Annotated in this window: 21 protein-coding genes; 4 read left to right on the top strand and 17 right to left on the bottom strand. The window is 67.2% G+C overall.

All coding sequences use genetic code 11. The annotated features are described in order from the left end of the window. Positions 1-34 precede the first annotated feature (34 nt). The 15 genes from astE to hpnI form a co-directional block, all read right to left on the bottom strand. Positions 35-1,075, bottom strand: a complete 1,041-nt coding sequence (gene astE / locus JYG32_RS08540) for a succinylglutamate desuccinylase (protein WP_213265410.1) — start codon at positions 1,073-1,075, stop codon at positions 35-37. 7 nt (positions 1,076-1,082) lie between these two features. Continuing rightward, entirely contained in the window at positions 1,083-2,423 is a 1,341-nt protein-coding gene (gene astB / locus JYG32_RS08545) for an N-succinylarginine dihydrolase (protein WP_213265301.1), read from the bottom strand. Between the two features lie 14 nt (positions 2,424-2,437). Continuing rightward, the gene (astD, locus tag JYG32_RS08550) at positions 2,438-3,901 is read right to left on the bottom strand and encodes a succinylglutamate-semialdehyde dehydrogenase (RefSeq protein WP_213265302.1); all 1,464 of its coding nucleotides are present in this window, start codon (positions 3,899-3,901) and stop codon (positions 2,438-2,440) included. 7 nt (positions 3,902-3,908) lie between these two features. Next, positions 3,909-4,940, bottom strand: coding sequence for an arginine N-succinyltransferase (gene astA, locus JYG32_RS08555; RefSeq protein ID WP_174382239.1), 1,032 nt, complete (start codon positions 4,938-4,940; stop codon positions 3,909-3,911). Then, positions 4,937-5,989, bottom strand: a complete 1,053-nt coding sequence (gene aruF / locus JYG32_RS08560) for an arginine/ornithine succinyltransferase subunit alpha (protein WP_213265303.1) — start codon at positions 5,987-5,989, stop codon at positions 4,937-4,939. The genes astA and aruF overlap by 4 nt, the downstream gene beginning before the upstream one ends. Before the next feature lie 30 nt (positions 5,990-6,019). Further along, complete coding sequence (locus tag JYG32_RS08565) at positions 6,020-7,252, bottom strand: aspartate aminotransferase family protein (RefSeq protein ID WP_213265304.1); 1,233 nt, start codon at positions 7,250-7,252, stop codon at positions 6,020-6,022. Positions 7,253-8,269: 1,017 nt separating this feature from the next. Next, the gene (locus JYG32_RS08570; RefSeq protein WP_174382242.1) at positions 8,270-9,313 is read right to left on the bottom strand and encodes a GlxA family transcriptional regulator; all 1,044 of its coding nucleotides are present in this window, start codon (positions 9,311-9,313) and stop codon (positions 8,270-8,272) included. A gap of 22 nt (positions 9,314-9,335) precedes the next feature. Then, entirely contained in the window at positions 9,336-10,136 is an 801-nt protein-coding gene (locus tag JYG32_RS08575) for an ABC transporter ATP-binding protein (RefSeq protein ID WP_213265305.1), read from the bottom strand. 21 nt (positions 10,137-10,157) lie between these two features. Beyond that, entirely contained in the window at positions 10,158-10,871 is a 714-nt protein-coding gene (locus JYG32_RS08580) for an ABC transporter permease (RefSeq protein ID WP_006401214.1), read from the bottom strand. Then, positions 10,868-11,557 (bottom strand): ABC transporter permease, encoded by a 690-nt coding sequence (locus JYG32_RS08585; RefSeq protein WP_213265306.1) that lies wholly within the window; start codon positions 11,555-11,557, stop codon positions 10,868-10,870. The genes JYG32_RS08580 and JYG32_RS08585 overlap by 4 nt, the downstream gene beginning before the upstream one ends. A gap of 270 nt (positions 11,558-11,827) precedes the next feature. Then, positions 11,828-12,385 (bottom strand): hypothetical protein, encoded by a 558-nt coding sequence (locus tag JYG32_RS08590; RefSeq protein WP_174382246.1) that lies wholly within the window; start codon positions 12,383-12,385, stop codon positions 11,828-11,830. Between the two features lie 87 nt (positions 12,386-12,472). Then, the gene (locus JYG32_RS08595) at positions 12,473-13,522 is read right to left on the bottom strand and encodes an HpnL family protein (RefSeq protein ID WP_213265307.1); all 1,050 of its coding nucleotides are present in this window, start codon (positions 13,520-13,522) and stop codon (positions 12,473-12,475) included. Continuing rightward, positions 13,519-14,403 (bottom strand): hopanoid biosynthesis-associated protein HpnK, encoded by an 885-nt coding sequence (gene hpnK / locus JYG32_RS08600; RefSeq protein WP_213265308.1) that lies wholly within the window; start codon positions 14,401-14,403, stop codon positions 13,519-13,521. The genes JYG32_RS08595 and hpnK overlap by 4 nt, the downstream gene beginning before the upstream one ends. Positions 14,404-14,406: 3 nt before the next feature. After that, a complete protein-coding gene (gene hpnJ / locus JYG32_RS08605; protein WP_306426965.1) occupies positions 14,407-15,849 on the bottom strand; it encodes a hopanoid biosynthesis associated radical SAM protein HpnJ in 1,443 nt (480 codons plus the stop codon). Between the two features lie 133 nt (positions 15,850-15,982). Then, on the bottom strand, positions 15,983-17,158 hold the full coding sequence (hpnI, locus tag JYG32_RS08610; protein ID WP_213265309.1) for a bacteriohopanetetrol glucosamine biosynthesis glycosyltransferase HpnI: 1,176 nt from the start codon (positions 17,156-17,158) through the stop codon (positions 15,983-15,985). A 638-nt stretch (positions 17,159-17,796) separates the two neighbouring features. Between hpnI and JYG32_RS08615 the strand changes: the two genes are divergently transcribed. Next, entirely contained in the window at positions 17,797-18,795 is a 999-nt protein-coding gene (locus tag JYG32_RS08615; protein WP_213265310.1) for an LLM class flavin-dependent oxidoreductase, read from the top strand. A gap of 36 nt (positions 18,796-18,831) precedes the next feature. Here JYG32_RS08615 and JYG32_RS08620 read toward each other — a convergent pair whose 3' ends face one another. After that, on the bottom strand, positions 18,832-19,893 hold the full coding sequence (locus JYG32_RS08620) for an alpha/beta fold hydrolase (RefSeq protein WP_213265311.1): 1,062 nt from the start codon (positions 19,891-19,893) through the stop codon (positions 18,832-18,834). Between the two features lie 172 nt (positions 19,894-20,065). Here JYG32_RS08620 and pdxY point away from each other — a divergent pair, with 172 nt between their 5' ends. From pdxY to JYG32_RS08635, 3 genes are all read left to right on the top strand, one after another. Next, positions 20,066-20,926, top strand: coding sequence for a pyridoxal kinase PdxY (pdxY, locus tag JYG32_RS08625; protein WP_174383885.1), 861 nt, complete (start codon positions 20,066-20,068; stop codon positions 20,924-20,926). 290 nt (positions 20,927-21,216) lie between these two features. Next, complete coding sequence (locus tag JYG32_RS08630; protein WP_213265312.1) at positions 21,217-23,361, top strand: phosphocholine-specific phospholipase C; 2,145 nt, start codon at positions 21,217-21,219, stop codon at positions 23,359-23,361. 370 nt (positions 23,362-23,731) lie between these two features. Then, a complete protein-coding gene (locus JYG32_RS08635; protein WP_213265313.1) occupies positions 23,732-24,880 on the top strand; it encodes a branched-chain amino acid ABC transporter substrate-binding protein in 1,149 nt (382 codons plus the stop codon). Positions 24,881-25,017: 137 nt separating this feature from the next. Here the strand turns inward: JYG32_RS08635 and JYG32_RS08640 are convergent, their stop codons facing one another. After that, a complete protein-coding gene (locus JYG32_RS08640; protein WP_047900213.1) occupies positions 25,018-25,779 on the bottom strand; it encodes a FadR/GntR family transcriptional regulator in 762 nt (253 codons plus the stop codon). Positions 25,780-25,916 lie beyond the last annotated feature (137 nt).

Below are 25,916 nucleotides of genomic sequence, written 5' to 3' on the forward strand. Positions count from 1 at the left end.
CTGTCGCAGCCGCGCATTCGGTCTGGGCACGCGCTCAGACCAGCGCCGCGAGCGTCTCCCGCGTCGTGTCGACGACGAGCAGGCCCGCGCGCAGGCCCGGCTTCACGGTCGGATTCGGAAACACGATCCGTTCCTCGTCGTGCGTCACCGTGTAGCGGTAGTCGCCGTCCTGCGCGAGCACCGTGCCGCGCGCAAACGCGGTGAAGTTCGCGACGTCGGCCGCGACGAACAGCTCCAGCGCATCGCTCTGCTTCGTGATCTGGTCGATCACCGTGAATACGCGCGGCAACGCGGCCGCTGCATCGCGCGGCGAATGGCCCCACGCACCCGACACGAGCTTGCGCACTGCGCGGTCGGCCGGCGCGAAGCGCGCCAGGTCGTTCTGGCCGAACGGCCGCACCTTGCCGAGTTCCAGCGTGCACGCCAGCGCACCGCAGTGCTCGGCCGTGAAATGCGAGTACGTGTTGCCCTTCGCCGTATGCAGCAGCACGGCCGCGATGCACGCCTCGCCGAGCCATTCGATCATCATGCGCGTCGGCGGCGTGCCCGTATGCGGCAGCAGCGCAAACTGCTCGAACACCGATGCGCGGATCGCCGTATGCATGTCGACATGCCAGCGTGCGCCGCCCGCCGGTGCTGCCGCGAAGAACGCGGCAGCGGCCGCTTCAAGCTGCGCGGCACGCGGCGCTTCGCGGCTTGCGGGCACTTGCTTGTGGCGGCCGCCGAACAGGCGGTTCAGGTCGTCGTCGAGATAACGCTCGCCCGAACGCATCGCCGGCACGTTGCCGAGCACGACGAGCAGCCGGCACGCAAGCGGCAGCGCGCCCGATGCGAGATCGCGCACGAGCATCGACAGCAGCTCGATCGGCGCCGTCTCGTCGCCGTGCACGCCGGCCGACACGAGCACGCTCGCGCGCGCCGCGACGTCAGCCGCGGCCGGTTCGAGCGCGAGCAGCCCGTCGCCAAGCCATTGCCAGCGCACTGCCCCACCCGCGCAGGCGCCGTCGGTCACGGCCGGCGCGGCGCCGGCCAGCGTGAACGCGAGAAAGTCGTCGAGCGGCGCGGCGGCGGACATCGATGCCTCAGCGCTGGAAGTCATACAGCGAACCGACGCGCAGGATCTGCGTGAGCGCGTCGAGCGCCGTGCGCGATTCGTCGAGCAGCGCCGGATCGGCGAGGTCTTCCGGTGCGAGGCGATCGCGATAGTGCTTGTCGATCCACGCGTCGAGCGATGCGAACAGCGTGTCGTTGATCCACACGTTCGACGTGACGGCCGCGCGCTCCGCGTCGCTCAGCACGACGCGCAGGCGCAGGCACGCGGGGCCGCCGCCGTTCTTCATGCTTTCGCGCAGGTCGAACACGAGCACGTCGTGAATCGGGCCGTTGCCGGCCGCGAGCTGGTCGAGATAGGCCGCGACGTTCGCGTTCTCGCGGCATTCCTGCGGCACGACGAGCACTTGCGAGCCGTCCGCGCGCGACAGCAGCTGGCTGTTGAACAGATACGACGTCACCGCGTCGTTCACGCTCACGGCCGCGTCGGGCACCTCGATCACGTTCAGGCGCGCACCGCGTGCGTCGAGCGCCGCGGTCAGCGTGTCGTAGATCGCCTGCTTGTTGACGAACGCGCGTTCGTGCGTGAACAGCGTGTCGCGGTTGCCGACCGAGATCACGTCGTTGTGGAACACGCCCGCGTCGATCACGTCCGGATCCTGCTGCGCATAGACCGTCGCTTCTTCGGCGAGCCCGTGGCGATGCGCGACCGCGCGGCTCGCCTCGAAGGTCTGGCGTGCCGGGAAGCGCTTCGGCTCGGGGCCGCGGCGGTACTCCGCGCGGCCGTACACGAAGAACTCGATGCCCGGCTTGCCGTATTCGGCGCAGAAGCGCGTGTGGTTCGCCGCGCCTTCGTCGCCGAGCGCCGGCGTGCCCGTCAGCGCTTCGTGCACCGCGAAGTGCGCGGGATCGGCGAACAGCGTCGACAGCGTGCGGCGCGTCGCTTCGTGCTCGATCGCGCGATGCAGCTTGCTGCACAGGTTCGCGGGCGTGAAGTGCACGCGGCCGTCGCTCGTATCGGCCGACGGGCTGACGGTGGCCGCGTTCGCGGTCCACATCGCCGAGGCCGAGCTCGCCGCGGCGAGCAATTCGGGCGCCTGCTTCGCGGCCTTGGCGATCACGTCCGCGTCCTTGCCCGAGAAGCCGAGTTCGCGCAGCAGGCGCAGCGACGGCCGCTCCTGCGGCGGCAGCACGCCCTGCGCGAAGCCGAGATCCGCGAGCTGCTTCATCTTGCGCAGCCCCTGCTTCGCGGCGGCCTTCGGATTCGCGGCCGACTTCTCGTTGTTGAGCGACGCCACGTTGCCGAACGACAGCCCGGCGTAGTTGTGGGTCGGGCCGACGAGCCCGTCGAAATTGGCTTCTTGTGCGTTCATCGTCGCTCCCTCGATCAGAAATGCAGGCCCGGCGACAGGCTCGCGGGCAAGGTCAGTTGCGTGCTTTCCACCGACGCCATCGGATACGCGCAGTAGTCGGCCGCGTAGTACGCGCTCGGGCGATGGTTGCCCGAGCGGCCCGTGCCGCCGAACGGCGCGGCGGACGATGCGCCGTTGGTCGGCCGGTTCCAGTTGACGATCCCGGCGCGGATCGTGCGGCGGAAGTGCTCCCAGACACGCGCGTCGTCGGCCAGCAGGCCGGCGGACAGGCCGAACGCCGTGTCGTTCGCGCGCTCGATCGCTTCGTCGAACGTCGCGTAGCGGACGATCTGCGCGAGCGGGCCGAAATGTTCTTCATCGGGCAGGTTCGCCACGCCCGTCACGTCGACGATCGCCGCGTTCACGAAACCGAGGCGCGGATCGCGCTGCGTCATCGCGACGATCGGCTTCGCGCCCTGCTCGACCAGGCGCGACTGCGCGTCGACGAGCTTCGCCGCCGCGCGCGCCGAGATCACCGCGCCCATGAACGGCTGCGGATCGGCGTCGAACACGTCGGCCGTGATCTTCGACGTGACGTCGGCGAAACGCGCGAGGAAGCGGTCGCCGAACGCGCCCTGCGGCACGAAGATGCGGCGTGCGCACGTGCAGCGCTGGCCGGCCGACAGGAATGCCGACTGGATCGTGTGATGCACGGCCGCGTCGATGTCCTCGACTTCGCCGATCACGAGCGGGTTGTTGCCGCCCATCTCGAGCGCGAGCACGATCTCCGGACGGCCGCCGAACTGCTTGTGCAGCAGCGTGCCGGTATCCGAGCTGCCCGTGAAGAACAGCCCGTCGATCTGCCGATGGTTCGCGAGCGCGATGCCCGTGTCCCTCTCACCCTGCACGAGGTTCAGCACGCCGGCCGGCAGCCCGGCTTCCTTCCACACTTCGACCGTCGCGCGCGCGACGCCCGGCGCAAGCTCCGACGGCTTGAACACGACCGTGTTGCCGGCGATCAGCGCGGGCACGATATGGCCGTTCGGCAAGTGGCCGGGGAAGTTGTAAGGGCCGAACACCGCGACGACGCCGTGCGGGCGGTGGCGCAGCACCGCGACGCCGTCGGCCATGTCCTGGCGCTTCTCGCCCGTGCGTTCCTGGTAGGCCTGGATCGAGATGCCGACCTTCGCGGCCATCGACGCGACTTCGGTGCGCGCTTCCCACAGCGGCTTGCCCGTCTCGCGGCCGATGGCGGTCGCGATCGCTTCCTTGCGTTCGTTGAGCAATGCCGCGAAGCGCTTGACGATCGCGCAGCGCGATTCGAAATCGAGCGCCGACCAGCCGGCGAACGCGCGGCGCGCGCTCGCGACCGCACGGTCGACGTCGGCCGCCGACGCGCTGTCGCCTTGCCATGCGATCTCGTCGGTGCCCGGGTTGCGCGAAGCGAAGACGGGGCCCGAGCCTGCGACCCAGGCGCCGTCGATGAAGAGTTCCGTCATGATTCGTTTATCCCTGTTTGACTTTGAGCGGCAGCACGCGGACCGGATCGCCGGCCTTCACGTCGAGCGCGACGGCATCGTCGGCCGACAGCACGAACGAGCCGTTCGCGACCACGCCCGGCGCGACGCCGACGCGGAAATCGGTGAGCGACGTGTTCGACACGAGCGACCTCGGGCCGTCATCGCCCGCGTCGGGCACGCCGATCGCGACCGGTACGACGACACTCTCGCGCACCGTGCGCAGGTCGTTGACGTGGCATTCGAGCACGGGGCCCGCGTCGAAGATGTCGACGTGATTCTGGTAGCGCAGCCCTTCCGCCTCGAGCATCTTGCGGGCCGGCAGCGTGTCGCGGTGCGTGAGGCCGACCGCGTCCTGTGCGTCCTGCGGCAGTAGGTCGACGTACACCGGGTAGCGCGGCATCAGTTCCGCGAGGAACGACTTGCGGCCGTGCGAGCTCAGGTAGTCGGCCGCGTTGAAATCGATCTGGTAGAAGTGCGAACCGACTGCGCGCCAGAACGGCGACGTGCCGTCTTCGTCGAAGTGGCCGCGCAGTTCCGCGCAGATGCGCTCGGGGAAGCGCTCGCGGAACTGCGCGATGAACATGAAGCGCGAGCGCGACAGCAGGCCGCCGACGCCGCCCGTGCGATAGCGCGGGCTCAGGAACAGCGAGCATACTTCCGCATAGCCCGTCAGGTCGTGCGAGATGTTCAGCGCGGACATCCGCGTCCACACGCCGAGCTCCTGGCTCGCGTGCACGACCGTGCTCACGCGATAGTTGTAGAACGGCTGTTCGAGGCCGACTTGCGTCTCGATCCCGCACACGCCCGCGATGTCGCCCGTCTTCGATTCTTCCATCACGAAGAAGTAGCCGGCTTCGCCCGGCGCCGCCTGGCCTTCCAGCGTGCGGCGCGAGCGTTCGATGCGCGCGGCGAGCGCGTCGCGGTCGGGCTTGAACGTGGTCAGGCCCGGCCCGGTTTCCTTCGCGAGCGACACGAGCGCGTCGACGTCACCCGTTTGTACGACCCGAACGACGATCATGCTGCGTCTCCCTTCAAATCTTCATCGTCGCGGCGGTGCAGCGGCACGCAGCGCACGACATCGCCATCCTTCACATCGAGCGCCGCGCGCACGTCGCCGGCCAGCGGTGCATCGACCGTGTCGCCCGGCAGGTCGGCCAGCACGCAGCGGAACGATTCGCCGCTGCCCGTCGACACCATGTACGCGACGTCGCCCTGCTGGTGCGCGGCCTCGCGCACGACGCGCTCCGTGCCGTGCTTCACGCACGCGGTGCGGTCGACCTGCGCGGTCAGCACCGGGCCCGCGTCGAAGATGTCGACGAAGCGGTCGGGTTCGAAGCCTTCTTCGAGATGGATGTCGTATGCGAGCAGTGCCGTCTCGTTCGGCTCGCCGAGCACGCGCTGCGCGGCTTCCGGCAGCAGCGGCACGTAGAGCGGATAGGCCGGCATCACTTCCGCGATGAACGTGCGGCTGCGGCCGCCCGACGCGATGTCGACGTCGGTGAAGTCGCGCCCGAAGAACTTGCGGCCCACCGCTTCCCAGAACGGCGATGCGCCGTTGCCGTCGCTCACGCCGAGCAGCAGCGTGAACACCTCGGGCGTGAAGCGCCGGCGGTTCGCGGCGATGTACATCATCCGGGCGCGCGAGATCAGGTGCGCGGCCGCGTCGCCGCGCAGCGACGGATCGACGTAGAAGCCGGCGAGCCGGCTCTTGCCGGTCAGCTCGTGCGACATCGTGAGCGCGTGGATCTTGCGGTTCACGTGCAGCTCGCGCGACGCGTGGATCAGTGCGTCGTTGCGGAACGCGTAGAACGGTTCCGAGTAGCCGGCCGCGGCCACGATGCTCGCCGTGCCGAGCAGCTTGCCCGTCGACGAATCTTCGAGCACGAAGAGGTAGAACTCCTCGCCGGCGAAGTCGACGTCCGCGCGAAACGAATCCTCGGAGAGCGCCACGCGCGCTTCGAGCGCCGCGCGGTCTTGCGGCAGCGAATGCAGGACCGGCTGCGCCGTGCGCGCCATGTGCGCGAGCGCATCGAGATCCGTGAGTTTGCCGGGGCGAACAAATAGCATCGTCGTTCCTGTCTGCGATGGGTGCGCCGATCAGCGCGCGGTGGCTTCCTGTGCGGCGAGCACTTGTTCGACTGCCTTCTCGAAGCGCTTGACGCCTTCGTCGAGCAGGTCGAACGGGATCACCAGCGACGGGACGAAGCGCAGCACGTTCGGGCCGGCGATCAGCATGATCAGGCCGTTCTCGGCTGCGGCAGTGACGAAGTCCTTCGCGCGGCCGTCGAACGCGGCGGTGAGTTCCGCGCCGACGAGCAGGCCCTTGCCGCGGATGTCCTTGAAGATGCCGAAGCGCGCGTTGATGCGTTCGAGCGCGCCCTTCAGGCGCACGCTGCGTTCGCGCACGCCTTCGAGCAGTGCCGGGTCGCCGATCAGTTCGACGACCTTGTCGGCGATCGCCGACGCGAGCGGGTTGCCGCCGTACGTCGTACCGTGCACGCCGACCTTGAAGTGCGCGGCCAGTTCGTTCGTCGTCAGCATCGCGCCGATCGGGAAGCCGTTGCCGAGCGCCTTCGCGGTCGTGAGGATGTCCGGCGTGACGCCCGTGTCCATGTACGCGTAGAACTGGCCCGTGCGGCCGACGCCCGTTTGCACTTCGTCGAAAATCAGCAGTGCGTTGTTGGCGTCACAGGCTTCGCGCAGCGCCTTCAGGAATGCCGGATCGGCCGGGATCACGCCGCCTTCGCCTTGCACGGGCTCGACGATCACTGCGCAGGTTTGCGGGCCGATCGCTGCCTTTGCGGCTTCGATGTCGTTGTACGGCAGGTGCGTGATGCCGGCCGGCACGGGGCCGAAGCCTTCCGAGTACTTCGGCTGGCCGCCGACGCTGACCGTGAAGAACGTGCGGCCGTGGAACGACTGCACGAACGAGATGATTTCGGCTTTATCGGCGCCGTGGCGATCGAACGCGACGCGGCGTGCGAGCTTCAGTGCGGCTTCGTTCGCTTCCGCGCCCGAGTTCGCGAAGAATGCGCGGTCGGCGAAGGTCAGCGATTCGAGGCGCTTCGCGAGGCGCAGCACCGGCTCGTTCGTGTAGCCGTTGCCGATGTGCCAGAGCTTGCGGCCTTGTTCGTCCAGCACCTTCAGCAGTTCCGGGTGGCCGTGGCCGAGCGACGTCACCGCGATCCCGCATGCGAAATCCACGTACTCGCGGCCGGCCGTGTCCCACACACGGGAGCCCTCTGCGCGATCCGGCACGAACGGCGCGGGGGAAAATACCGGCACCATCACTTCGTCGAATGTCTGGCGGTTCACGGTCGAGGTCGTCATGGTCGTTCCTTTCGGTTTCGTAAGAGGGTTCAACAGGATCAAGTTTAGGTAAGGGTGACGCAAGCGTCTTGCGGAATTGCGACGGGTTCTATCGGAAGCGGATAGTTCGCTTTATTTTGCCCTCCCGGCGGGGGCTTCGTGTTTGGGTGTTCGTGTTTTTTGGGGGTTTTGGGCGGTGGGTCTGCGGTTGGCGTCGTGAAGCACCTGCATTGTTATCGGTCTATTAGCGTCGCCCCTGCGCGGGGCGGCGGTTACTTTTCTTTGTCTTGCCAAAGAAAAGTAACCAAAAGAAAGGCGCTGTGAAAACGCATGACTTCCCGGTGCCGTGGTCATCAGTGTGGCCCTCGCCTAAGTGTCCGCGCCAGGACAGAACCCGGAGTGGTTCGAGCAATGGTTCTGACACCACTCACCACCCGACAAAGCGGTATACCGCCCGCCAGCTCCGCCCTCGCTACGCTCGGCCGACAGGTACGCATCCCTCAAGTAGCACAATCGAAATAACCCACGCCCCAAACCCGATGCGCGCGTGATCCGCACCTCTCGCTGCAGAAAAAAGGGGGGCACTCGACGAACACGGAAACACGCGCCCGCATAGCGCTGCTGAGCCAGCACTGATAGCGGGCAACCGGCCCGGCCGCACGAATGGTGAGAATGCCGGCCCCGGCAATGCTTCGCGGGTGGAAGCACATGAGCGCAAGCTGCGCGACTTGAAGCACCTTGCAGCCGAGCGTAGCGAGGATGGAGCTAGCGGGCGGTATACCGCTTTGTTGGGTGGTGTGGCGGGTCAGAACCATTGCTCGAACCACTCCGGGTTCTGTCCTGGCGCGGACACTTAGGCGAGGGCCACTCTGATGACCGCGGCACCGGGAAGTCATGCGTTTTCACAGCGCCTTTCTTTTGGTTACTTTTCTTTGGCAAGACAAAGAAAAGTAACCGCCGCCCCGCGCAGGGGCGACGCTAATAGACCGACAACATCACAGGTGCTTCACGAACAACGCGAGCGAACCCCCAAAAAACTCACTCCTTCCCACCGCGCTCGACAAGCGCGCCACCCCGAGGCTCCGCACCGCCGCCGGTCTGCTTTTCGAGCCACGCTCGCCGGTCTTCCCGAGGCGTAACACCGAACCGCTCCCGATAAGCATTGGAGAAATGCGCAGCAGAAGAAAACCCACAGGCGAGGCTGACTTGAACAACCGACTTGCTGGTCCGCTGCAACTGGGTCCGAGCCTTGAGCAGCCGCAAATTGAGGTAATACTTCGAGGGCATCGCCCCGAGATACTGTCGAAAGAGCCGCTCGAGCTGCCGCCGCGACACGCCGACGAGCTCGGCGATCTCGTCGGTCGTCAAAGGATCCTCGACATTGGCCTCCATCAACAGCAACGCATCGTTCAACTGAGGATGCCGCTCGCCGGGCGCAGTCACAAAAGGAATCCGCTGGCGTTCCTCGCCACTCCGCAAGGTCCCCGCACCGAGCGCATCGGCGATCCTCTCGGCGAGATCGACACCATGTTCCCGGCCAATCATGGCCAGCATGAAATCAACGGTAGTCTGCCCACCGGCACAGGTCGCGCGATCGCGATCGATCTCGAAGATCTGCTGCGTGACGATCGACCGCTCGAACTGCTCGGCGAACTGCTGATACGTCTCCCAGTTCACGCTCACGCGATAACCGGAAAGCTGCCCGGCCATCGCAAGCCACCACACGCCGTGGTGAATGCCGGTCACGACCGGCGTGCGCTGCCCGACCCGCGCGAGACTCGCGAGAAACAACCGGTAATCGGCAAACTGCTGGAACCGCTCTGACACGACGATCAGCCAGTCGCACGCGATCGCATCGTTGAACGCCGCATCGGCATGCCACTGCGCACCGCCCGCGAGCGGCACGGGCCGCCCGTCCCACGAACACACCTGCCAGCGATACAGCAGCCGCCCGTCGATCTCGTTCGCAAGATTCAGCGCGTCGACGATCGGACCCACGCCCGACATCGACACGGGCGGCAGTGCAACGATCGCCACCTGCGTCGTGCGGGTGGCGCCTGCGGGACGAGACACCGGTACCACGTATGAAACCCGCCCTGTCGCGTTACTTGAGGCTGCCCGACAGGAACTGCTTCAGCCGCTCGCTCTGCGGGCGCACCAGCACCTCCTTCGGATCGCCCTCTTCCTCGGTCCGCCCCTGATGCAGGAACATCACGTGGTTCGACACGTTGCGCGCGAAACCCATCTCGTGCGTGACGACGATCATCGTGCGACCTTCCTCGGCAAGCTTCTGCATCACCTTCAGCACTTCGCCCACGAGTTCCGGGTCGAGCGCCGACGTCGGCTCGTCGAACAGCATCACGTCCGGATGCATCGCGAGCGCACGCGCGATCGCGACACGCTGCTGCTGGCCGCCCGACAGGTGCGACGGATACTGCTTCTCGACGCGCGGCGCGAGGCCGACCTTCTCCAGGTATTCGCGCGCACGCTCCTCGGCTTCCTTCTTCGAAATGCCGAGCACGTGCACCGGCGCTTCCATCACGTTCTCGAGCACGTTCATGTGCGCCCACAGATTGAAGTGCTGGAACACCATCGCGAGCTTCGTGCGGATACGCTGCAACTGCTTGTGATCGGCGACTTCGAGCGCACCGGCGCGGTCGGTCTTCGTGCGCACGGTCTCGCCGTCGACGACGATCTGCCCCGCATTCGGCCGCTCGAGAAAATTGATGCAGCGCAGGAACGTGCTCTTGCCCGAGCCGCTCGCGCCGATGATGCTGATGACGTCACCGGCCTTTGCGCTCAGCGACACGCCCTTGAGCACCTCGTTGTCGCCATAGCGCTTGTGGATGTCGACCGCCGCAAGCTTGGTGGAAGCGGAAGCGCTCGTTTGAGTGATCTCGGCCATCTGGCTCTCCTCGAAGTGAAATCAATGACGGCCGGCCGCGAGATACGCGAGCCAGTGGCGCTCCGCACGGCGAAACGCCGCGACGAGTGCGAACGATACCGCAAGATAGATCAGCGCGGCGATTCCGAACGACTGGAACGCCATGTAGGTCGCGGAATTCGCGTCGCGCGCGACCTTCAGGATGTCGGGCACGGTCGCCGTGAACGCGACGGTCGTCGCGTGCAGCATCAGGATCACCTCGTTGCTGTACAGCGGCAGCGCGCGGCGCAGCGCCGACGGCAGGATCACGCGGCGGTACATCGTGAACGGCGTCATCCCGTAGGCACGCGCGGCCTCGACCTCGCCGTGCGGAATCGCACGGATCGCGCCCGCGAAGATCTCGGTCGTGTACGCGCAGGTATTCAGCGCGAACGCGAGAATCGCGCAGTTGAAACCGCTGCGGAAGAACGCGTCGAGCAGCGAGTGCGAACGCACGAACTCGAGGCTGTACATGCCCGTATACATCAGCAGCAACTGCACGTAGAGCGGCGTGCCGCGGAACACATACGTGTAGAACCGCACGGGCATCGACACCCACTTCTTCTTCGACACGCGCGCGACCGCGAGCGGCACCGCGCACACGAAGCCGAGCGAAATCGACGCGACGAGCAGCCACAGCGTCACCGCAAGGCCGGAGAGGCGCTGGCCGTCCCAGTAAAGGAACGCCTTGCCGAATTCCTGGAGGATCTCGATCATAGTTCTGCGTGCCGCACGCCCATGGAATAACGCTTCTCGAGCTGGATCAGCACGAGGTTGGAAACGGTCGTGATCGCGAGATAGATCAGCGCCGCGACGAGGATGAAGAAGAACATGTTGAACGTGCTCTTGCCGGCGTCCTGCGCGGCCTTCACGACGTCCGCGAGGCCGATGATCGACACCAGCGCGGTCGCCTTCACGAGCACCTGCCAGTTGTTCCCGATCCCCGGCAGCGCAAAGCGCATCATCTGCGGAAACATGATCCGCGCGAACACGCGCGCGCCGCTCATCCCGTACGCGGCACCCGCCTCGAGCTGGCCGCGCGGCACCGACAGGAACGCGCCGCGAAAGGTCTCGGTGAAGTACGCGCCGTAGATGAAGCCGAGCGTCAGCACGCCGGCCACGAACGGGTCGATGTCGATCTGGTCCCAGCCGACGAGGTCGGTGAACTGGTTCAGCCAGATCTGGATGCTGTAGAACAGCAGCAGCATCAGCACAAGATCGGGCACCGAGCGGATCAGCGTCGTATAACCGGTCGCGATCGCTCGCAGCACCCGGTTGGGCGACAGCTTCGCCACCGCGCCGATCAGCCCCAGCGCCACCGCAGTGGCGAGCGACAGCACCGACAGCTCGATGGTCTGCACGGTGCCCGCCCAGAGGACAGGACCAAAGCCGTAAAGGAACACGCGCGTCTCCAGAGTTGGAATGGATGCCGACGCGAATGCCTGTCCCGCGCCGGGCTGACGCGGATAGTCGCAAGCGAAATTGATTGCCTCAAATCACCTTGCGTGCGATTGCTGCGTCGCAGCAACCCGCCCCACCATTTGCAACCACGGCCTACGCCGCTGTTTCAAAAGGAAAAAAGCCGCTTCCTGACAGTCGGATAACACGCAGGGAAGCGGACTTTTTGCAATTTTCCGGTCGCTTTTTCGATATAGCACCGAACGCGGGCCGGCTCAGCGTCCCTTCAGGATGTCGGAGCGCGAAGTCGTATAGACCAGCCCGTCCGGGCCGAAATGGACGTTGAAGAACGCGTCGGTGTTGACGCCGTCCTCGAGCCAGCGCCAGCTCCACACCGTCTCGGGCTTCAGCGGATACTGCGCGATGTCGCCGGGCTTGCCGAGCAAGCGCCGCACCTCGTCCTCGTTCATCCCGGGCTGCACCTTCGCGAAATTCTCGGCGGTCAGCACCTGCGTCGCGCCCGTGTAGCGGCCGTTCGCATCGAGATCGACGAACCATGTCTGGTTGCCCATCGGGCCGCGCGGGTATTCGAGACGCTTCGAGCCGTCGGTGAACTCGCGCTCGGTCTCGGGCTTGCCCATCGTGCCGCGCACGTCGGCCTCGGTCGATTCGCCGACCTTCAGCCCCTTCAGCAGCAGCGGCGCGGGCTTGATCGCGTTGAAGAAGTCCCTGATACGTTGCACGTTGAGCTCGCCTTGCTTGTCGTCGCAGCCAGTCAGCGCCAGCGCGGCAGCCAGCATCGTCACGGGAAGCAGCCGGAAACGGAAAATCATCGGAAGAAATGCGCGTCGAGAAAACACGCGGCAAGCATACCCGCGCAACGCCAAAAGCGCGAGATGGGCGCGCGGCCCGTCTCGTGTTCAATGCGTCGTTTCGGTTTCAGTTTCGGCTTCGGGCACGCGGCTCGCCGGATGCGGCGCGCGCGGCACGGCCGGCGGCACGCCGATGCGGCGGCGCGTGCGCACGAGTTCGGCGAGCTGCCACGAACCGAGCGCCAGGCAGCCGAACAGCACCTCGCGGCCGCGCTTGACCAGCGCGAGCGACAGCGCCGTCTCGCGGTCGACGCCGAACATCTGCGCGAGCAGCACGACGGTCGCCTCCTGCACGCCGAGGCCGCCCGGCACCATGAACGCGGCATGCCGCACGGCCTGCGTCATCGCCTCGATCGCGATCGCGCCGCCGATCGACACCGGATGGCCGAGCAACGCGAGCGCCCAGTAGATCTCGAGCGCGCCGAGCACGTAGCCGGCCAGTTGCCAGAAGAATGCGCTGAACAACAGGCCGGTGCGCGACATCAGCCCGTCGATGTCGGCGTCGAGCCGACGGCCGTCGACGCCCTGCAGCAGCCGGTGCGAATCGCCGAGCAGGCGGCCCGCGAAACGCTCGATCGCATGGAAGATGCCGCCGCGCCGCATCAGCACGACGCCAAGCACGGGCAATGGCAGCGTCAGCAACAGCGCGAGGCCGATCGTGCCGCCGCCCATGTTGTCCGTCGTCGAAAGCAGCAGCACCAGACCGAGCGCCGCGAACGCATACTGGACGACGATCGTCACGAGCACCTCGACGATCACCGACGCCGTCACGCGGCTCGCGTCGGGCACCTGCCAGCGCGCGAGCCGGATGCCGACCAGCTCGCCGCCGATCCCGACCACGGGCAGCAGCCGGTTCACGGCTTCGCGCACGGTCGCGATCCACCACAGGAACGGCAGCGAGCTGCGCCGGTCGAGCAGCAGGTGCCACGCATACGCATCGAGCAGCAGCGGCAGCGCGTGGAACGGCACGAGCCACAGCAGCGCGTAACCGGCGCGCGCGAGCATCTGCGACACGTCGCCGACGCCTTCATGCAGCCCCAGCGCGAGCAGGATGCCGATGCCGATCGGCCAGCCGAGCCACTTGATCCACTTGGTCATGACGGCTGCGCTCCCGGTGCGCGCGGCGTGTGTGCGCCGCGCCGGGCCGCGCGCTGGCCGAACACGTCGGCAAAACCGCCGGTCGCGACGCCCGCCGCCTTCAGCGCGGCGGCAACGCGCGGCGACAGCAGCGCATCCAGTTCGTCCACCGGACGGTAGCCGGCCATCGTCGGCGTGATCGGACCGTCGCCGGCCTCGGCCGGATGGCAGTAGATCTCGCCGACACCCGGCGGCAGCATAGCGAGCGCGTCGAGCAGCACGGCCTCGTCCATCGCGCCCGTGTGTTCGATCCCGACCACGTAGTCGTTGTGCGCGAGCCCCGCGCGGTCGAGCCGCGCGCGCACGAGTGCGATCCACGGCTTGAGCAGCGCGGGCGCGCTCGTCTCGTACGGCAGCCGCACCGCGCGCAGCCCGTAGTCGCGGCCGATCTCGATGATCATCGACAGCACGGTCGGATGCAGATGGAAATGCTTGTGCGCGTTCACGTGGTCGAGCGGCAGGCCGCTCGCCGCGAACGCGTCGAACTGCGCGCGGATCTCGCGGCGCAGTTGCGCACGCACGGGCGGCAGGAAGAAGAAACGACAGCCGTCCTTCGCCATCGCGTCGCCGAACCGCCCGTCGGGGCCGACGAGCGCGGGAATGTCATGCGCAGGCAGCGTGGCCGGCCCGTCCGCGAGGACGAGATGCAGGCCGACCGCGAGCGACGGCAGCCGCCGCGCGCGTTCGATCGCATCCTGCGCGGCGGGCGCGCCGACCATCAGGCTCGCGGCGTTCAGCACGCCGTCGCGGTGCGCACGCTCGACCGCCGCGTTGACGCGCGGGTGCAGCCCGAAGTCGTCCGCGGTGAAGATCAGCGCCCGCGCCGCCGGCTGCGTCGTCACGAATCAGGCCTCGTGCGCGCGCAGGAAGCGGAAGAACTCGACACCTTCGCGCAGGCGGCGCTTCATCATGTCCCAGCTCGTCAGCATCTCGCGGACGATCTCCCAGATCTTCGACGGACGGAAGTAGAACTGGCGATAGAACTGCTCGAGGTGGTGATAGATCTCGTCGCGCGACAGGTGCGCGTAGCCAATCGCCGCGAGCTGCACGCCTTCCTTGCTCACCAGGTTGATGGTCTTGTTCTCTTCCATCCAGCCGTTTTCCACGGCCTGCTTGTAGAGCGTCGTGCCCGGGTACGGCGCGGCGAGCGAGACCTGGATCGTGTGCGGATTGATTTCCTTCGCGTACTCGATCGTCTTCTTGATGGTTTCCTGCGTCTCGCCCGGCAGGCCGAGAATGAAGGTGCCGTGGATCTTGATGCCGAGCTTCTTGCAGTCCGCGCTGAAGCGGCGCGCGAAATCGGTGCGCACGCCCTTCTTGATGTTCACGAGGATCTGGTCGTCGCCGGATTCGAAGCCGACCAGCAGCAGGCGCAGGCCGTTTTCCTTCATGACCTTGAGCGTCTTGTACGGCACGTTGGCCTTCGCGTTGCACGACCACGTCATGCCGAGCTTGCCCAGACCGATGGCGATGGCTTCGGCACGCGGCAGGTCGTCGGTGAAGGTGTCGTCGTCGAACATCAGCTCCTTCACTTCCGGCATGTTGTCGCGGATCCACTTCGCTTCCGCGAGCACGTTCTCGACCGAGCGCGTGCGGTAGCGATGGCCGCTGACCGTCTGCGGCCACAGGCAGAACGTGCAGCGCGACTTGCAGCCGCGGCCCGTGTAGATCGACACGTACGGGTAGTTCAGGTAGCCGATGAAGTAGTTGTCGATCTTCAGGTCGCGCTTGTAGACCGGCGCGACGAACGGCAGTTCGTCCATGTTCTCGAGGATCGGACGCGCTTCGTTGTGCTCGATCGAGCCGTCCTTCGCGCGCCAGCTCAAGCCCTTGATCTCGGGGAACGGCTTGCCTTCGGCGATTTCCTTGCAGGTGTAGTCGAATTCCTCGCGGCACACGAAGTCGATTGCCTCGCTCGCCGTGAGCGAGTTGTGCGGATCGACCATCACCTTCGCGCCCACCATGCCGACCAGCATCGACGGCTTCATCTTCTTCAGATCCTGCGCGAACATCGCGTCGGTCGGGAACGACGGCGTGCTCGTGTGGATGATCACGAGGTCGTAGTCGTTCGCGATCTTCAGCGTTTCCTCGACCGACAGGCCGTCGGCCGGCGCATCGACGACGCGGCTGCCCGGCACGAGCGCGGCCGGCTGCGCGAGCCACGTCGGATACCAGAAGGAACGGATTTCGCGCTTCGCCTGATAGCGCGAGCCGGCTCCGCCGTCGAAGCCGTCATACGAAGGGGCCTGCAAGAACAGCGTTTTCATGAATGCTCCGGTAGCCTGCATAGTTCGTTTCGATTCAACGATTCAGTCAAAAAACCGCGGGCCGCCCTGCCGGCGCCCGCCTCTCTGTCATGTCGCGTCGCGCGGCTTCGCCGCGCAGCGCGTGGCCCTCGGGCCGGGTTGTCCGGGCGCGGCCCTAGCGGCCGTCTGCCCCTTCCACGGCCGCCGTCGCGCGTTCGCCGCCGACGACCGTCATTCTTGCGCCGCGCCACACGACGTGCGTGCCGAACGCGGCCGCGAGCCACTCGAGCGCGAGCAGCGTGTCGCGCACCGCGACGAGCGGCAGGTCGCGCCAGAACGCGCGCCAGCCGTCCTCGCCGCGCGCGTGCAGCACGAGCCGCCCGAATGCGCCGACGGCGGCCGCGGAACCGGCCAGCGTACCCGCAAACGTCCCGTCGAGACGCAGCGCGAGCGTCGCACCGATCGCGAGCCACGGCGCGGTAAACGTGATGAACAGGAACGCGAAGCCGGCCGGGTTCAGCGACCGGATCGTACGCAGCCAGCGTGTCTCGCGGTGCCACAGCGGCCCGAACGACGGCTCGATCACGTCGGTCGCAACCTCGACCTCCGACAGCACGGTGCGCCGCCCGAGGCGGCGCGGCAACTCGGCAAGCCAGAAATCGTCGGCCAGCTCGTCCTTCAGCGCGAACAAGCCGCCGATCCGGTCGAGCGTGTCGCGCGTCAGCGCGAGCGTCGCGCCGAAGCCGAAACGGCTCGAGCGGCCGAGGTGCGTGATCCGCACCGACGGCGCGAACCATGCATCGACGAACTGCGCGCCGATCCGCGTCCAGAACCCGCCGACGCTGCGCGCATGATACAGGCACGTGACGACACCGACCGACGCATCGGCGAGCGGCGCCGTCACGCGCTCCAGATAGTCAGGCTTCACCGCGATATCGCTGTCCGCGATCACGATGCGATCGTATCTCGCGCGCTCGGCGAGATTGATCAGGTTGCTGACCTTCAGGTTCTTGCCGTGCACGCGCGCGTCGATCACGAGCGTGATGTCGCACTCCGGATAGGCAGCGCGCAGCCGCGCGACGACGGCCACCGCCGGGTCGGCCGCCGACGCGACGCCGAACAGCACTTCATGGCGCGGATGGCGCTGCTCGCAGAAGGTCGCGAGGTTTTCGTACAGGTGCGGCTCCGCGCCGCACAGCGGCTTGAGCACGCTGACCGGCTCGAAGCCGTCGCGCGCGGCCGTGCGCGGCGTGCGCGGCCGCGGCGCAAAGGCGGCGACGAGCGCATAGCCGGCCGCGGCCAGCGTGAACACGATCAGGAGCCAGTCGAGCAGCGTGGCGGTTGGCGTCATGCGCAACGCCTCCCGGCGACCTGAACGCCGCGGCGAACGCTTGCGCGTGATTGAGCGTGATGCGGTATTCGGACAGCGACGAACGCGGGCACGACCCGACTCCTTGTTCCAGCAGCGTCTGTGTATAGGGGAAGCACGACCCGTTTTCGGGTCTTGCCATGCCCGGCTTCGCGTGGCGCATCTCCGCGCGACGCCCGGACGGGATGCGGGAAGACTCGAATAGCGACCATCGGCACAACATGGGCAGGCGCCGGATTTTAGCAGCCCGCGGCACCCCGCGCTCGGCGCTACGAGAAACGGACTGGTGCAATTCCGGCAAAGCTGCGCAGCCGGAGAACCATTTGGGCGCAATCGCGTTCACGTTAGCGTAAGCGGTTTGCAGGCGTATTGCAGTCTTGAAAATCAAACGTTTCGTGCAAATTTGTAGGTCGATGCGGATTCACATCCAATCGCGGTAAAGATTGGTAATTAATCAGCGATTAGATTGATTTTCGCAACAATCACCGAATTCGACCCTGCATCCCTGTCACGCGCATGGGTATCGGTGCGCCCCCAGCACGTTCCGGAACCCTTTGGCAAAATCCTTGGCATTTGTTGCGTAAGCGCATCACCGCGCGCCCCCTTTCGAAGGCCACCCGATGACTCCGTTTTCCGTACTCGATCTCGCCCCCATTCCGGCCGGCGCCGACGCCTCGCAGGCTTTCCGCAACACCGTCGATCTCGCGCAGCACGCGGAACGCTGGGGCTACCAACGCTACTGGCTCGCCGAGCATCACAACATGCCCGGCATCGCGAGCGCGGCGACCGCCGTCGTGATCGGCCATGTCGCGGGCGCCACGCAGACGATCCGCGTCGGCTCGGGCGGCATCATGCTGCCGAACCATGCGCCGCTCGTGATCGCCGAGCAGTTCGGCACACTCGCGTCGCTGTATCCGGGGCGCATCGACCTCGGCCTCGGCCGCGCGCCAGGCACCGACCAGACGACGTCGCGCGCGCTGCGCCGCGACCTGATCGGCAGCGCCGACTCGTTTCCGGACGACGTCGCCGAGCTGATGCGCTACTTCGCGGAGCCGGTGCCCGGCCAGCGCGTGCGCGCGGTGCCCGGCGCGGGGCTCGACGTGCCCGTGTGGCTGCTCGGTTCGAGTTTGTTCAGCGCGCAGCTCGCCGCGATGCTCGGGCTGCCGTTCGCGTTCGCGTCGCACTTCGCGCCGGACTACCTGATGCGCGCGCTCGAGATCTACCGCGCGCAGTACCGGCCGTCAGCTGCATGGCCGAAGCCGCACGCGATGGTCGGCGTCAACGTGTTCGCGGCCGACACCGACGACGAAGCGCGGCGCCTGTTCACGTCGCTGCAGCAGCAGTTCATCAACCTGCGGCGCGGCACGCCGGGCAAGCTGCCGCCGCCCGTCGACGCGCTCGAGGCGAACGAGCTCGAACTCGCGAACGTCGCGCATTCGCTGTCGTTCGCGGCGGTCGGCTCGCGCGACACGGTGCGCGACAAGCTGCGCGACCGCATCGCGCAGACGGGGGCGGACGAATTGATCATCACCGCGCAAATCTACGATCATGCCGCGCGGCTGCACTCGTTCGAACTGACCGCGCAGATCCGCGACGAACTCGCGAACGAAGCGCGCTGACGGCACGAGCGCGCATCGTCGGCGGCCCGCCCACCATCACTGCGGGTGCGCGGCCGCCAGCCCGTCGAGCAGCGCCTTGTGGAACGCGTCCGGATCCTGGATCTGCGGCGCGTGCCCGAGCGCCGGGAATTCGACGAGCTGCGCGCCGGGAATCGCCGCCTGCGTGCGCTTCGCGAGTTCCGGATAGTGGCCGAGCTTCGCGTGCACGTCGGGCGGCGCGACGTCCTTGCCGATCGCGGTCGTGTCCTTGTCGCCGATCATGAGCAGCGTCGGCACGCGGATCGCGCCGAGTTCGTAGACCACCGGCTGCGTGAGGATCATGTCGTAGATCAGCGCGGAGTTCCACGCGACCGCGTCGCGACCGGCGCCGCGGTACATCCCGGCGAGCATCTGCACCCAGCGCTCGTACGACGACGACCACTTGCCCGCGTAGTACGTGCTCTGCTCGTAGCGGCGGATGCCTTCGGCCGTCGTCTTCAGCTCGCGCGCATACCAGTAGTCGACCGACAGCGGCGGCACGCCGAGCGCCTTCCAGTCTTCGAGGCCGATCGGGTTCACGAGCACGAGCTGGTCGGTCGCCTTCGGGTACATCAGCGCGTAGCGCATCGCGAGCATCCCGCCCGTCGAGTGGCCGACGATCGTCGCCGATTTCACGCCGATCGATTCGAGCAGCGCGTGCGTGTTGCGCGCGAGCTGCTGGAAGCTGTACTGGTAGCGATCGGGTTTCGACGACTTGCAGAAGCCGATCTGGTCCGGCGCGATCACGCGATAGCCAGCGCGGCTCAGCACGCCGATCGTGTCTTCCCAGGTCCCCGCGCAGAAGTTCTTCCCGTGCAGCAGCACGACGGTGCGGCCGTTCGGGTGCACCGGCTGCACGTCCATGTACACCATCTCGAGGGTTTCGCGCTGCGACACGAACGCGTAGCGGTGCTCGGGTTCCGGGTACGCAAAGCCCTCCAGGCGCGGGCCGTACACCGGCCCGTCGTTGCCGGCGGGCACCGGGGCGGCTTCGGCGGCGGAAGTCGCGCACGCGAAGGCAACGCCCGCGCCGAACAGGGCGGCGCGCGCGACGGACAACATCTTGCAAATCGGCAGCATGGCGATCACGGTGATTGGAAACGCATGCGGGCAGCCGGACGGCGCCGCGCCCCGCGATTCTACGCGGTCGGCTGACGACGGCGCACAACACTCCGGGGCCACGCGACTTCCGCGCCCGCGACGAACTCGGGTATCGTGTGACGTGACCCTGAAACGCGTGCAGGCGATTCCCATGAAAAACGTCCTCAGCATTCAGTCGCACGTCATCTACGGCCATGCCGGCAACAGTGCGGCCGTATTCCCGATGCAGCGCCTCGGCGTCAACGTCTGGCCGCTCAATACCGTCCAGCTGTCGAATCACATGCAGTACGGCCACTGGGCCGGTAGCGCGATCGATGCCGCGAAGATGGAGCAGCTCGTCGACGGGATCGCCGCGATCGGCGCGCTCAAGCGCTGCGACGCCGTGCTGTCCGGCTTCCTCGGGTCGCCGCCGCAGGCGCGCGCGGCAGTCGAGATCGTGCGCACGGTGAAGGCGATGAATCCCGGCGCGTGGTACTTCTGCGATCCGGCGATGGGCCAGACGGGCGGTATCCGGCCGGAGCCCGGCGTCGAGGAATTCATCGTCCAGGAGATGCCCGCGCTCGCGGACGGCATGTCGCCGAACCACACCGAACTGCAGAAACTCGTCGGGCGGCGCATCGAAACCGTCGCCGAAGCCGTCGACGCGTGCCGCGCGCTGATCCGCCGCGGCCCGCAGATCATCCTCGTCAAGCACCTGCACGACCGCAACAGCCCGGCCGACCGCTTCAACATGCTCGCCGTCACCGAAACCGAAGCGTGGATCGGCCAGCGCCCGCTGTATGCGTTTCCGCGCCATCCGGTCGGCGTCGGCGACCTGACCAGCGCGGTCTTCGTCGCGCGCCGGCTGCGCGGCGACTCCGTGCGCGCCGCGTTCGAGCACACGCTCGCGGCCGTGCACGCGGTCGTGAAGGCCACCTACGATGCGCGCCGCTACGAGCTCGAACTCGTCGCCGCGCAGGACGAGATCGCACGCCCGAGCGAATGGTTCGGCGCGTGGGTGACGGACGCCTGACGCGCCCGCACCGCCCCCCGCTTCACCGGCGCGCATGCGCGCCGCCCTGCTTTCCTGCTTTCCTGCTTTCCTGCTTTCCTGCTTTCCATGCTGCGTCATGACCACCGGCGATACGCGTTCCGATGCCGGTCCGATTCACGTGCAAACGTTTCCGGACTTCACATGAATGACACCGATTCCTCGCTATGCTCGCGACGGCACGAACTGGCGCAGCCGCATCCTGCGACCCGGGCGCGCCCTTCCCGTAGGTCCTGCCAATCGGCTCCCCCCTTTATCACACGATAACGACCATGACCCGATCGAACCGTCGTGACTTCCTGCGCGTCGCCGCCGGCACCGCCGGCGCCGCCGCGCTGAACCTCTTTCCGCCCGTGATCCGCGATGCGCTTGCGATTCCCGCGAACCGCCGCACCGGCACGATCCGCGACATCGAACACATCGTGATCCTGATGCAGGAGAACCGCTCGTTCGACCATTACTTCGGCACGATGCGCGGTGTCCGCGGCTTCGGCGACCCGCGCGCGCTGCGTCTCGCGAACGGCAAGTCGGTGTTCCACCAGCCGGTCGGCCCGGCCGAGCTGCTGCCGTTCCACCCGGGTGCGGACAAGCTCGGCCTGCAGTTCCTGCAGGACCTGCCGCACGGCTGGCAGGACATGCACGCCGCGTGGAACAAGGGCCGCTACGACCAGTGGGTGCCGAACAAGGGCACCACGACGATGGCGTACCTGAAGCGCGACGACATCCCGTTCCACTACCAGCTCGCCGACGCGTTCACGATCTGCGACGCGTACCACTGCGCGATCCCGAGCTCGACCGACCCGAACCGCTATTACATGTGGACGGGCTACGTCGGCAACGACGGCACGGGCGGCGGCCCGGTGCTCGGCAACGAGGAAAAGGGCTACGGCTGGACCACCTATCCGGAAGTGCTCGAACAGGCCGGCGTGTCGTGGAAGATCTACCAGGATGTCGGCACGGGGCTCGACGCAAACGGCTCGTGGGGCTGGACGCAAAACCCGTACATCGGCAACTACGGCGACAACGCGCTGCTCTACTTCAACCAGTACCGCACCGCGCTGCCCGGCACGCCGCTGTACGACAAGGCGCGCACCGGCACCAACATCAGCGCGGGCGGCACGCTGTTCGACGTGCTGCAGCAGGACGTGAAGAACGGCACGCTGCCGCAGGTGTCGTGGATCTGCGCGCCGGAAGCGTATTCCGAGCACCCGAACTGGCCCGCGAACTACGGCGCGTGGTACATCGAGCAGGTGCTGCAGGCACTCGTGTCGAATCCCGACGTGTGGAGCAAGACCGCGCTGTTCATCACGTACGACGAGAACGACGGCTTCTTCGACCACGTGCCGCCGCCGTTCGCGCCTCAGTCGCGCGACAACGGGCTGTCGACGGTCGCGACGACCAACGAGGTGTTCGCCGGCGACGCGTCGCACATGGCCGGCCCGTACGGGCTCGGGCCGCGCGTGCCGATGCTCGTGGTGTCGCCGTGGACGAAGGGCGGCTGGGTCTGCTCGCAGACCTTCGATCACACGTCGCTGCTGCAATTCATCGAGGCGCGGTTCGGCGCGCAGTATCCGGTCACGGCGGCGAACGTGTCGCCGTGGCGCCGCACGGTGTGCGGCAACCTGACGTCCGCGTTCGACTTCTCGACACCCGACGCAAGCTGGCCGCAGCTCCCGGACACGACCGGCTACGCGCCGCCCGACCGCAATCGTCACCCCGACTACATCCCGGTGCCGCCGGTCGTCCAGCATCTGCCGAAGCAGGAGCACGGCCTGCGTCCGGCGCGCGCGCTGCCGTACGAACTGTTCGTGCACGGGCGGATCGACAACGCGAGCGGCCAGTTCCGGCTGACCTTCGCGAACACCGGCACCGCGGGCGCGGCGTTCCAGGTCCAGGCGCGCAACCGCGTCGACGGCCCGTGGACCTACACGGTCGACGCCGGCAAGCGGCTCACCGACACGTGGAGCCCCGCGCCGTCGCTCGGCCTGTACGACCTCGACGTGTACGGCCCGAACGGCTTCTACTGCCACTTCCGCAGCCCTGCCGCGTCGGCGGTCGGCCCCGCGAGCGTCAACCCCGAGGTGATCTACGGCTACGACGTCGCGAACGGCAACATCACGCTGCGCCTGATGAACCGCGGCCACCGCACGGTACGGCTCACGGTGACGAACGCGTACGGCCACGGCCACGCGCGCGAGTTCGATCTCAAGCCCGGTACGCACGTCGACGACTACTGGGACCTGCGCGGCAGCCACGGCTGGTACGACCTGACCGTCAGCGACGGCAAGCCGCTCGGCTTCCAGCGTCGCTTTGCCGGCCACGTCGAGACGGGCCGCCCGAGCGCCAGCGATCCGCTGATCCGCACGACCGCGTCGCACGACGACGCGCAAGCCACATCGGACGCCCTGTCCGACTGACGGCGCCCCACGCGCGGCGCGGCCCCGGCGGGCCGCGCCGCCGCTTCGCCCCGCACCGCTCTCCCTCCTCCGTGCCCGTTCCGCTCGCGACGGGAAACTCCCGATACCGGCTGCCACCGCACACGCGGAAGCTATGCGCAAATCCTCACCGAATGCGCGGCAAATTGCCAAGACCCGTGCATATCGGCGACCTATATATCGAGGCGATCGGGGCTCTTCGCGGAGCCTGACGGGAGATTCTTCCGAGGATCACGATGCCGACCTCCCCGCCCGATTCCGAGAAGCGGTCGAACCGCCCGCCCGTCGCACGCGCCCGGCCCGCCCGAACGTGTGCGGTACCCACTCGCAGGTGTCGAACAAGAGGAACAACATGAAATTCCGTCATTCCCTGCTGTCAGTGTCGATTGCATCCGCGCTTGCCCTCCTCTCGCAACAGGCCGCCCGGGCTGCCGACGCAACCGACGTGAAGGTCGGCTTCGCCGCGCCGCTCACGGGCGTGAATGCCGGCTACGGCAAGGATCTGCAGAACGGCGTGCAGCTCGCGCTCGACGACGCCGTCGCACAGAAGGTGCAGATCGCCGGCAAGCCTGCGCATTTCGATCTCGTCGTGCAGGACGACCAGGCCGACCCGCGCATCGGCGTGCAGGCCGCGCAGGCGCTCGTCGACCAGAACGTGTCGGTCGTGGTCGGCCACTTCAACTCGGGGACGACGATTCCGGCATCGGTCGTCTACGACAAGTCCGGCATCCCGGTGATCGATCCGGCCGCGACCAACCCGACGCTCACGTCGCGCGGGCTCGCGAACATGTTCATGGTGATCGCGACCGACGGCCAGAACGCCGGCAACGCGGGCAAGTACGCGGTCGACGTGACGAAGGCGAAGCGCATCGCGATCATCGACGACCGCACTGCGTTCGGCCAGGGCGAGGCCGACGAGTTCGAGAAGGCCGTGAAGGCCGCCGGCGGCACGATCATCGGCCGCGAGTTCACCAGCAACCAGGCGGTCGACTTTCGCGCGCAGATCACGAGCCTGAAGGGCAAGAACCCCGACCTGATCTTCTTCGGCGGCCTCGATTCGCTCGCCGCGAACTTCATCAAGCAGATGCGCCAGCTCGGGCTGAACGCGCAGTTCGTCGGCGGCGGCGGCGTGAAGGACAACGAGTTCATCAAGATCGCGGGCCCGGCCGCCGAAGGCGCGATGGCGTGGGAATACGGCCGGCCGCTCGACGAGTTGCCGCAAGGGAAGGATTTCGAACAGCGCTTCAAGAAGCGCTACGGTGTCGACGTGCTGTCGTACGCGCAGTTCGGCTACGACGCGGCCTGGGCGGCGATCAAGGCGATGCAGGCGGCCGGCTCGACCGACCCGAAGGTCTATCGCCCGGCGCTCAAGAAGATCGACTTCGAAGGCGTCACCGGCCGCATCTCGTTCGCGAACGACGGCTCGCTGAAGAGCGGGATGTCGACGCTGTACCAGGTGAAGAGCGGCGCGTGGAAGACGATCGTGACGAAGGGAGGCTGATCGGCGGTGTCGGCGGCCGGCGGCGGAAACGCCGCCCGGCCCCGGGGATCGACGCAGTCACCTCGATCTCGTATGACGACTGATGTTGACGCGCTTCGATCGGGCCGGCGGCAACGCGGGCCGCGCTGCCCGGTTCATCAACTGGCCTGCGTGTCGCGCTCGGCCTCGGCCGCCTCGTGCGCGCGGCGCAGCCGTTCGCGGCTGTTGGTGAGGTGCGTGCGCATCGCGGCGCGGGCGGCCTCCGGGTCGTGGCGCGCGATCGCCTCGTAGATATCCTCGTGCTCGTGGTTCAGCCGGCCGACGTAGCGCTCGAGGTCGTCGCCGGCAAAGCGCGCCGAATTCACGCGCGTGCGCGGGATGATCGACGTGCCGAGTTGCGTCATGATGTCGACGAAATAGCGGTTGCCGGTGGACTGCGCGATCTGCAGGTGGAACTGGTAGTCGAGCTGCGCCGTGTCGCGCCCGCCGCCCGCCCCCGTCGCGATCGCGTCGAGCGCGCGCCGCAGCGCGGCGAGGTCGGTATCGTTCGCGCGCTGCGCGGCGAGGCTCGCGCACTCGCTCTCGAGGCTGATGCGCAGTTCGAGCACCGCGAGCACGTCGCGCAGCGTCGTGATCGTCGCGGGATCGATGCCGAGCGTCTGGCGGCGCGACGGCTCCAGCACGAAGCTGCCGATGCCGTGGCGCGTCTCGACGAGGCCGCTCGCCTGCATCCGCGAGATCGCCTCGCGCACGACCGTGCGGCTCACGCCTTGCGCCGCCATGACTTCGGTTTCGGTCGGCAGCTTGTCGCCGGGACGCAGCGTGCCGTTTTCGATCTGCGCGGTCAGCGCGTCGACGACATCTTGTGCGAGGCTGCGTGCGCGACGGCGCGGCGCTGCGGGAAACGTAGGCACGGACATGAGGCCGGTTCCTTTTTGAATGATCGTAATGTGAGCCGAGGGTTTACGCGGGGTTTGAGCGAAAGCCGATGATTCATTATACTGCGTCACAAGTCATCCGACGACTGATGATAAATGCACGGATCTCCTGTCGACGC

It is taken from the genome of Burkholderia pyrrocinia, from assembly GCF_018417535.1.
Classification (GTDB): domain Bacteria; phylum Pseudomonadota; class Gammaproteobacteria; order Burkholderiales; family Burkholderiaceae; genus Burkholderia; species Burkholderia pyrrocinia_E.